This window comes from Paenibacillus forsythiae T98 (genome assembly GCF_000520735.1).
Lineage (GTDB): Bacteria > Bacillota > Bacilli > Paenibacillales > Paenibacillaceae > Paenibacillus_AQ > Paenibacillus_AQ forsythiae.
Genome location: NZ_ASSC01000682.1, coordinates 1 through 7,920 on the forward strand (window position 1 = coordinate 1; position 7,920 = coordinate 7,920).

The 7,920-nt window shown below is 51.8% G+C and carries 9 protein-coding genes; 4 read left to right on the forward strand and 5 right to left on the reverse strand.

Translation table 11 applies throughout. From position 1 onward, the window contains the following. Positions 1 to 328: 328 nt before the first annotated feature. Complete coding sequence (gene motA, locus L692_RS0120915) at positions 329 to 1,120, forward strand: flagellar motor stator protein MotA (RefSeq protein ID WP_025701974.1); 792 nt, start codon at positions 329 to 331, stop codon at positions 1,118 to 1,120. After that, on the forward strand, positions 1,117 to 1,923 hold the full coding sequence (gene motB / locus L692_RS0120920) for a flagellar motor protein MotB (protein WP_025701975.1): 807 nt from the start codon (positions 1,117 to 1,119) through the stop codon (positions 1,921 to 1,923). The genes motA and motB overlap by 4 nt, the downstream gene beginning before the upstream one ends. Before the next feature lie 113 nt (positions 1,924 to 2,036). Here the strand turns inward: motB and rluF are convergent, their stop codons facing one another. Further along, positions 2,037 to 2,738: a 23S rRNA pseudouridine(2604) synthase RluF gene (gene rluF, locus L692_RS0120925; RefSeq protein WP_025701976.1), complete on the reverse strand. Its 702-nt coding sequence runs from the start codon at positions 2,736 to 2,738 to the stop codon at positions 2,037 to 2,039. A gap of 10 nt (positions 2,739 to 2,748) precedes the next feature. Then, the gene (locus tag L692_RS0120930) at positions 2,749 to 5,070 is read right to left on the reverse strand and encodes a sensor histidine kinase (protein ID WP_025701977.1); all 2,322 of its coding nucleotides are present in this window, start codon (positions 5,068 to 5,070) and stop codon (positions 2,749 to 2,751) included. 308 nt (positions 5,071 to 5,378) lie between these two features. Between L692_RS0120930 and tadA the strand changes: the two genes are divergently transcribed. Next, positions 5,379 to 5,897 (forward strand): tRNA adenosine(34) deaminase TadA, encoded by a 519-nt coding sequence (gene tadA / locus L692_RS0120935; protein WP_025701978.1) that lies wholly within the window; start codon positions 5,379 to 5,381, stop codon positions 5,895 to 5,897. Positions 5,898 to 5,903: 6 nt separating this feature from the next. Continuing rightward, positions 5,904 to 6,482, forward strand: coding sequence for a GNAT family N-acetyltransferase (locus L692_RS0120940; RefSeq protein WP_025701979.1), 579 nt, complete (start codon positions 5,904 to 5,906; stop codon positions 6,480 to 6,482). Between the two features lie 218 nt (positions 6,483 to 6,700). On the opposite strand, the gene L692_RS29690 is transcribed toward L692_RS0120940, so the two are convergent. The 3 genes from L692_RS29690 to L692_RS0120955 form a co-directional block, all read right to left on the reverse strand. Then, positions 6,701 to 7,108: a hypothetical protein gene (locus tag L692_RS29690; protein ID WP_025701980.1), complete on the reverse strand. Its 408-nt coding sequence runs from the start codon at positions 7,106 to 7,108 to the stop codon at positions 6,701 to 6,703. A gap of 101 nt (positions 7,109 to 7,209) precedes the next feature. After that, a complete protein-coding gene (locus L692_RS0120950; RefSeq protein ID WP_025701981.1) occupies positions 7,210 to 7,362 on the reverse strand; it encodes a small acid-soluble spore protein P in 153 nt (50 codons plus the stop codon). Between the two features lie 21 nt (positions 7,363 to 7,383). Then, positions 7,384 to 7,725, reverse strand: coding sequence for a hypothetical protein (locus L692_RS0120955; RefSeq protein ID WP_025701982.1), 342 nt, complete (start codon positions 7,723 to 7,725; stop codon positions 7,384 to 7,386). Positions 7,726 to 7,920 lie beyond the last annotated feature (195 nt).

Consider the following 7,920-nt stretch of genomic DNA (forward strand, 5'->3'; position numbering starts at 1 on the left):
CCCCGCCCCCCCCCCCGCCATTCTTCCGGTTCCATTTCAAAAAACAGATAGCTGTCCGGTATACACCCCACCGCTCTGGTCAAATCGCGCAATATATCTCCATAATCTCTTCCGTGCTTCACGCCCATATCGCCATCACTCCGCTTCATAGACATATGAATATATCCTTTCCTCATTCATTATAGCCGAAATGCCTTCACAAAAAAGGGCTGGCTGTCGATAAATAAGAGTAGACGTTTTTGTTCTTCTTCTATTGACCCGCCGCCATTCATGGATGATAGATGCGGCATAGCGGATCATATTTAAAACTCATGGACGAGGTGTATCAATGCAAATCTCATCAATTATTGGCTTAGTGCTTGGTATCGTAGCAGTTGTAGTTGGAATGATACTCAAAGGAGCGCCGCTCATCGCCCTTAAGAATTCCGCCGCTTTTATGATTATTTTTGTAGGTACCGCCGCTTCCCTGTTCATGGCCTTTCCAATGTCCGAAATCAAGAAGATTCCGAGTTTGTTCAAGATTTTGTTCCTTGGCGGCAAGAAGCTCGTTGATCAGGGGGAGGTCATCACCATGTTCATGGACTGGGCCTCCATTACCCGGCGGGAGGGCCTGCTGGCGCTGGAGTCGAAGGTGGAGGAGATTCAGGATGATTTCCTTCGGAGCGGCATGCGGATGATTATCGACGGCAACGACCAGGAGTTTGTCAGAGACGTGCTGCTTGAGGACATTCATGCAACCGAAGAGCGCCACAAAGCGGGCGCGCTGATCTTCTCCCAGGCGGGCATGTACGCTCCTACCCTCGGGGTGCTTGGCGCCGTTATCGGCCTGATCGCCGCCCTGGCGGACATGAGCGCGATGGAGGCGCTGGCGCATGCGATCGGCGCAGCCTTTATCGCGACGCTGCTCGGTATCTTTACCGGGTACGTCCTGTGGCATCCGATGGCCAACAAGCTTAAGCGGCTCTCCAAACAGGAAATTCAAATCCGAATGATGATGCTTGAAGGTCTCCTGTCCATCCAATCGGGAGTATCCACCATTGCCATTAACCAGAAGCTTTCCGTATTTCTGACGCCGTCCGATCGCGCTAAATTGGACAAGAGGGAAGGTGCAGAAGGGTGAGCAAAAAGACTAAGCATGAGGAGCATGAGGAGCATGCCGATGAATCATGGCTACTCCCCTATTCCGACCTCATGACGCTCCTGGTCGCTCTGTTTCTTGTGCTGTACGCCATGAGCGCAACAGACGCGAAGAAATTCGAGGAGATGGCCCAAGCCTTCAGCAGTGCCCTTAACGGAGGCTCCGGCGTGCTGGATTATTCATCCGGGACTCCTAAAGACAGCAATCTGGATAACGGCAGAGCTAATAAAATGAACAGTGTTGTTGACAAGAGCCCCGGTGAATCTGATCTAGCCAAGCTGCGTTTAAAGGAGCAGGAGGAACTAGAGAAGCTCAAGAAGCAGTTCGACCAGTATATCAAGAACAACGGCCTTACCAACCTGCTGAGCACGAAGCTGAACCAGTCCCAGCTTCTGATTACCATCAGCGACAACGCGCTGTTCGCCTCTGGACAAGCCAGGGTCAAGCCGGAATCCCAGCAGCTCGCAAGATCCATCTCGCAAATGCTGCAGCAGTTCCCCGATTACGAGGTTGTCGTTCAGGGATATACGGATAACATTCCGATCTCCAACAGCGAATACTCCTCCAACTGGGACCTCAGTGCCAACCGTGCCTTGCAGTTCATGAAGATTTTGCTGATCAATCCTTATCTGAATCCGGAGAAATTCAGCGTGATCGGTTATGGCGAATACCATCCAATTGCCTCGAACGCAACCGCAGCCGGACGGGCCAAGAATCGCCGGGTTGAAGTGTCCATTCTCCGCAAGTATCAGAGCGATACGCAGACCATGCCAGCTAACAAATGATGATGCAAGCGGCAATCATTATAAAGAGCTATTCTCAATCGCCGGTATCGGGTTGAAAATAGCTCTTTATCTGTGTATGCCACCTACTCTAAAGCAAGCAGCGTCAGGCTCTTTTACAACAGCTTATAGCTCAGCAAGTCTCCAAGCTCCGTCTTCTCCGCCGCCGTCAGCTCGCGCCATGCGCCTGACTGAAGGCTGCCCAGGCGGATATTCATGATTCGGATGCGCTGCAGCCGCCGGACCTCGTACCCGAAAGCACTGCACATCCGGCGGATTTGCCGGTTCTTGCCTTCGGTCAGAATAATCCGAAACACCCGCTCCGATATCCGGGTAACCTTGCAGGGGAGCGTCTTCGCTCCGAGGATCTTAACCCCGCTGGACATCCCGGCGATAAAGGAAGGCGTAACCGGGCGGTCGACGGTAACAACATACTCCTTCTCATGCCGGCCTTCGGCGCGCAGTATTTTGTTGACAATATCCCCGTCATTGGTAAGCAGGATCAGCCCTTCCGAATCCTTATCCAGCCGCCCGATCGGGAAAATCCGTTCATGATGTCCGACAAAATCCACGATATTCCCTTTGACATGACGCTCAGTCGTGGAGGTAATGCCTGTCGGCTTGTTCAGAGCGATATAGACGGTCCTGGATTCGCTCTCCAGTCTTTTTCCATCTATACGCACATCATCTCCGGCCTCGGCCTGGCTGCCGAGCACCGCGCGTTCGCCGTTAATGGTCACCCGGCCGCTCTCCACCAGCTTGTCCGCCTCACGCCTTGAGCAGAAGCCCGTCTCGCTGATAAACTTGTTAATTCTCATGCTGGTATTGTCACTCCGTTTCTTTTCCTTCGCCCGTCTCCTCGCCTACAGGTTCCCCGCTCTCCTGGGCGGCCGGCAGCACAATCGTTACCGAGGTTCCTTGTCCGACCTGGCTTTCAATCTCCATCATTCCTTTATGCGCCTGAATAATCCGCTGGCTGATCATCAGACCAAGTCCCGTTCCCGTCTCCTTGTTCGAGAAGAACGGCTGGCCGAGCTTTGGCAAAATATTCTCGGGTATGCCTTCTCCCTCATCGATAATAACAATAACGATTGAATCCCCGATACGTTTCTGCTCCAAAGTTATCGTTCCGCCCGAGGACATGGATTCAATCCCGTTCTTGATAATATTGATGAATACCTGCTTCAGCTGGTTCTCTTCACAGTGTACCATTGCCGGACTCACTTCAAACCGGTCCTTGACCTCGATATTATGCAAATGGGCCTGACTATCCAGCAAGTTGATCACATCATGCAGAACGTGACGGACGTCCTTTCGCTGAAACCGGACCGCCTGCGGCTTGGCCAATATCAGGAACTCGCTGACGATCAGATTGATCCGCTCCAGCTCTGACAGCATCAAATCCACATGCAGGGGGACAAGCATATTTTTCTCTCTTTGCAGCTGTAGAAACCCCCGCAGCGTCGTCAGCGGATTCCGAATTTCATGGGCGACTCCGGCTGCAAGCTGGCCTACGGTAGTAAGCTTCTCGGATTGTCTAAGCAGCTCTTCCATCCGGTTGCGTTCCGTCATGTCCCGGGAAACATGCACGAAGGACAATGGCTTGCCCTCTTCGTCGCAGATGACCGAAGTGCTTACGCTGACTTCAATCACGGTCCCGTCCCGCTTCAAATGCAGCGTCTCCGTCGGGGGCAGCTGTACTCCCTTAATGAGCCACTGAAGCCGGATCTCTTCTTCTTTCAGAACGGAATCCGGAACGAGACAGATGGTGCTTCCCACAACCTCCGTCTCCTTCCAGCCATACAGCTCTTCAAAAGCCCGGTTCACGCTAATCACCGTACCGTTCATATCCGTCGTATGAATCGCGTCGGAGGTTCCGTTAATGACCGACTCCAGATGCTCTTTGACCTTCCGGTTCTCCTCCAGCGTCTGCCTGAGCCGGCTGGTGTGCAGGGCAAGATTCCGGGTCATCGCGTTGATCCGCAGTGTTAGCTGCCCCAGTTCATCTCTGCTTCCAACCTCAAGCGGCGGCTCGAACTTGCCTCGGGACACATCCTGAACTTTGGTGAGTATCGCCTGAACGGGCCGTATAATAAAGCCGGCCAGAACGTAGCTTCCCGCCAGAAAGACCGCAAGCAGCACGACAGAACTGCGGATGCTGTTCCACAATTGCTCCTTGATGACCGACGAAATGACCGAGTAATCAATCACCACGCTAACGACATAAGCGCCCGAACCCGGCAAGTCAACGGGGATAAAGCTCTTCAGCACCTTTTCTCCGCGCACCACCGCATCCCGCATGACGGGTTCTTTTTTCTCAAGCGCCTCTTTAATCGCTATCTTGTCCTGCTCCACGTCTCCGAAACGGTAAGTACCGTACTTGATCGGGCGATTGCGCAGTTTGGTATTCACTTTATCCGTTCCGTCCGCAGCCATAGTAGGTAAACCGAAGGTCTCCGGATTGATGCCGGTAATTTCCAAAATATCGGGGTTAACCTTCATGGTCTGCTTCACAATTTCTTCCGGACTCATAATTCTGACATAGTCGCTGATTGAAGTGCTGCGAATATACGGATCGATAAGGTAGTTGCTGTGCCCGTCATAGTAATACCCCCACTTCTCGATAAACTCGGGATTGGAGGATGAATACTCAAAGGGACCCGACCAAAAATTCTCCATACGCTCCCCCTGGGAGACCGACACTTCCCTTCCTTCAAACAGGTCGACAAAAGCGGTATACCAATATCCCCAGCCTTTTGTGGATAGGCCGATTTCTTTGGAGTCAGAGGACTTCTGTACCACAATATCGTCCTTCGTTCTTACAAGCAGCGATATATTGGAAACGCCCACTTTCGTGGCCAGCGCCTTTAATTCGGCATTCGTAACGTTCGCTATATCCGGGTCCAGTTGTTGGGATATTAAAATGGCAACCGTCTGCAAATTTTGCGCCAGCAGGTGTTCCGCATATTTGGAGCTGTAACTGCTCTGTTCAACGGATACCGCAATCTGCATGGCCGTCGTCTTCATATTTCTCTCGATTTCGCTTCGCATATTACTGCGGGTCGCATAGGAATTAAGGGTCAAATTCAACACCAAAATAAGCACTACGGAGCCAAAAATAATTGCCGAAAGCTTCGTTTTTATGGACAAACTTCTTATTCACCTCTTACCGGACTGGTAAATCAATTGTCATTTAATAAATATCATACCTTTTGCCCATCCATTTGAAAAGCATTTATATGAAGCCTTCCGTTCATCAAGCATTGAAAATCATCTTCTCTTTCTCTACAATAAGATAGAAACCATCCACAAGTTATGCACATATAAACAAAATCAACATCCTTATGTGCATAAAAATGTGGATAACCACCGGGTTTTCCACAGACTTATTCACAGTTTGTTAAGAACGAATACTCGTTCGCAGAATAATCCGGCCCAGAACGGAAAGGAAGAGAAGCTTGGACAAATGCGAGAATGGAGCAGGCCTTGGGCAGCAGGAGGAACATGAGCGGTGGATGAGCGAGGCAATCGCGGAAGCGCGCAAGGCCGACGCGCTGGGCGAGGTTCCAATCGGTGCGGTGATCGTTCGCCACGGCGAAATTATCGGAAGAGGCTATAATTTACGCGAAACCACAATGGATTCAACCGCGCATGCAGAAATGGTGGCGATTCGGGAAGCGAGCGCCGCGCTTAACTCCTGGCGCCTGCTGGAGTGCACCTTATACGTTACACTTGAGCCATGTCCAATGTGCGCGGGAGCGATCGTGCAATCGAGGGTTCCGCTCACCGTATACGGCACACCTGATCCAAAAGCGGGCTGCGCGGGTACCTTGATGAATCTGCTGGAGGAACCGCGGTTCAATCACCGGACCGAAGTCATCTCCGGCATTATGCGGGAAGAGTGCGCAGAGCTCCTTACTTCCTTCTTCCGTCGGCTGCGGCAGATACGCCTACAAAAGAGCGCCAGGGAGGAATAAGCGGCAATGTCTTTCATATTAACCAATCAATCGGCCGGCATTTATCTTGCCCCGATCCGGCCTCAGAATGCGGAGAGCCTGCTGGAACTGCGCCTTCGCAACCGAAGTGTGCACAGCCGCTACGAGCCAAAGAGGGAAGACGACTTCTTTACACTGAATGGCCAGAAGCAGCTCATTCTCCAGCGAATGGAGGAAGAGGAGCAGGACAGAGCGTATATGTTCGGAATCTACTCCGCCGCAGAGGAATGTTTGATTGGACAGATTACAATCAACAATATTGTGCGCGGGGTGGGCCAATTCGCCGATCTCGGCTATTTTATCGATCATGCCCATCAGGGACGGGGCTACATGACGGCATCCGTCGGCCTCGCTGCGGGGTACGCCTTTCAGTCACTCGGCCTGCACCGGCTGCAAGCGGCCATTCTCCTGGACAACCATGCTTCCAGAAGGGTTCTGGAGAAGAACGGCTTTCAGCCGGAAGGGATTGCCCGCCGTTTCCTCAAAATTGACGGACGGTGGCAGGATCATCGGACCTATGCCCTTTTGGCGGACGAGCTGCCATCTGAAGGAAGTCGGCCGATTTAACCCGGATGAAGCATAGAAGTCCCGTACAGAGCTCTTGCGCTTTGTACAGGGCTTCCTTGGGGTTCTACGCTAATATGATGATTAATTGGAGCCAAGAGTGCTGAACTGCTGCTGTAGCTCTTCCTCGGTAATAACGCCGCTGCCTTGCGGGATGCCAATTTTGAATTCCGGCTTCTCATCGATCTTGCTGTACTGATTGCTGCCGGTCAGCGACAGTCCTACCTTCGTGCCGTCGGATTATTTACCTTGATATCCAGGGTCAGATCCTGATATACGGGGAAATCCTCCTTGTTGATCGCGGTATTGAACTGGAATTGGTTTATGGTCAGGTACTGATCCAGCTTAGCGAGCTCCTTGTCAAACTCGGCCTTCTTCTCGCTGTTCTGCAGAGCAGCCTTGGCTTCGTCCAACTGCTTCTGTTCGATCTGGAGCGTATTCTTATACTCCTCTTTCGACAGAATATCAAGAATGTTCGGAAGCGCGTTATTCACGAAGATGGTGGCAGCTTCCTTCACGTTATCATTCGTAACCTGGAACCGGGTGACCTGCTTGGCATCGACACCCGCCGGAAGCCCGGCAGAATCACGGCTGCCGCAACCAGCACCGCCGCTACGGAAAGTCCCCACCTTTTAAATATTATTTCTCTCCTCTCCCAGTTGAAAGAAATTCTTCCCCTTCCCCATGACAAACGATTTACTTTCGCGGATAAACCACTTCCAGTAAAATGTTATCCTTGCGGATTGTTATGACTGACGTGATTGGCTTGCTTCACCTTTTTGGAGCCGGAAAGCGGCTCAGGGCCGTTATGGTTTTGACGATTCTGTTCTCTATCCTCAGACGGCTGTGTTCCAGGCACCTGGATGGTCTTCGGCTTGCTCACATTCGTTTCCTCCTTAAATGCTTAGGAATGGGTTAATTTTTTCAGCGCTTGGGCGCACTCATGAATCTGCCGTGTATATCGCTGCGCCAGCTGCTGTACGGCGTCGGTTCGCTCATCGGTATGCTGGCCAGCCTGCTCCACGTCAATCAGGCTTACCGCCACTTCCCGGCTGTCTACATACGTACAGCGGAAATCCAGACTGTAATGCTGGCGTCCCGCGGCATTGAAATGAATAAGCAGGCTCTTCGGGTCGCCTTCGTCGGCCTGTACGGTAAAGCTGCCCCCATCCTTCATAAAAGAGGGAAGATGTTCCTCCCAAGCGGATACGAGCCGCTGCTGATCCAGCTGTAGTTGTTGATCCATAAATGTGATCATCCTCCTTCCCTAATACATTGCGGAGAAAGCGGGGTTTTTATTCTCTGCTGCCTGCATCCCTTATGCGGGGTTTCACAAGGATGCGCAGCATACAAAAAAGCCGTCCCCCGAAGGAAACGGCTTGACTTCTTACGTATTTAAAAATAAAGGATATGGCGGAGAGGATGGGATTCGAACCCATGT

Bases quoted from the DNA above. Each gene is read 5' to 3' on its own strand.
- L692_RS0120955 (WP_025701982.1), bottom strand. From the start codon at position 7,725: ATGGATCAACAACTACAGCTGGATCAGCAGCGGCTCGTATCCGCTTGG.
- motA (WP_025701974.1), top strand. From the start codon at position 329: ATGCAAATCTCATCAATTATTGGCTTAGTGCTTGGTATCGTAGCAGTT.
- L692_RS0120940 (WP_025701979.1), top strand. From the start codon at position 5,904: ATGTCTTTCATATTAACCAATCAATCGGCCGGCATTTATCTTGCCCCG.
- rluF (WP_025701976.1), bottom strand. From the start codon at position 2,738: ATGAGAATTAACAAGTTTATCAGCGAGACGGGCTTCTGCTCAAGGCGT.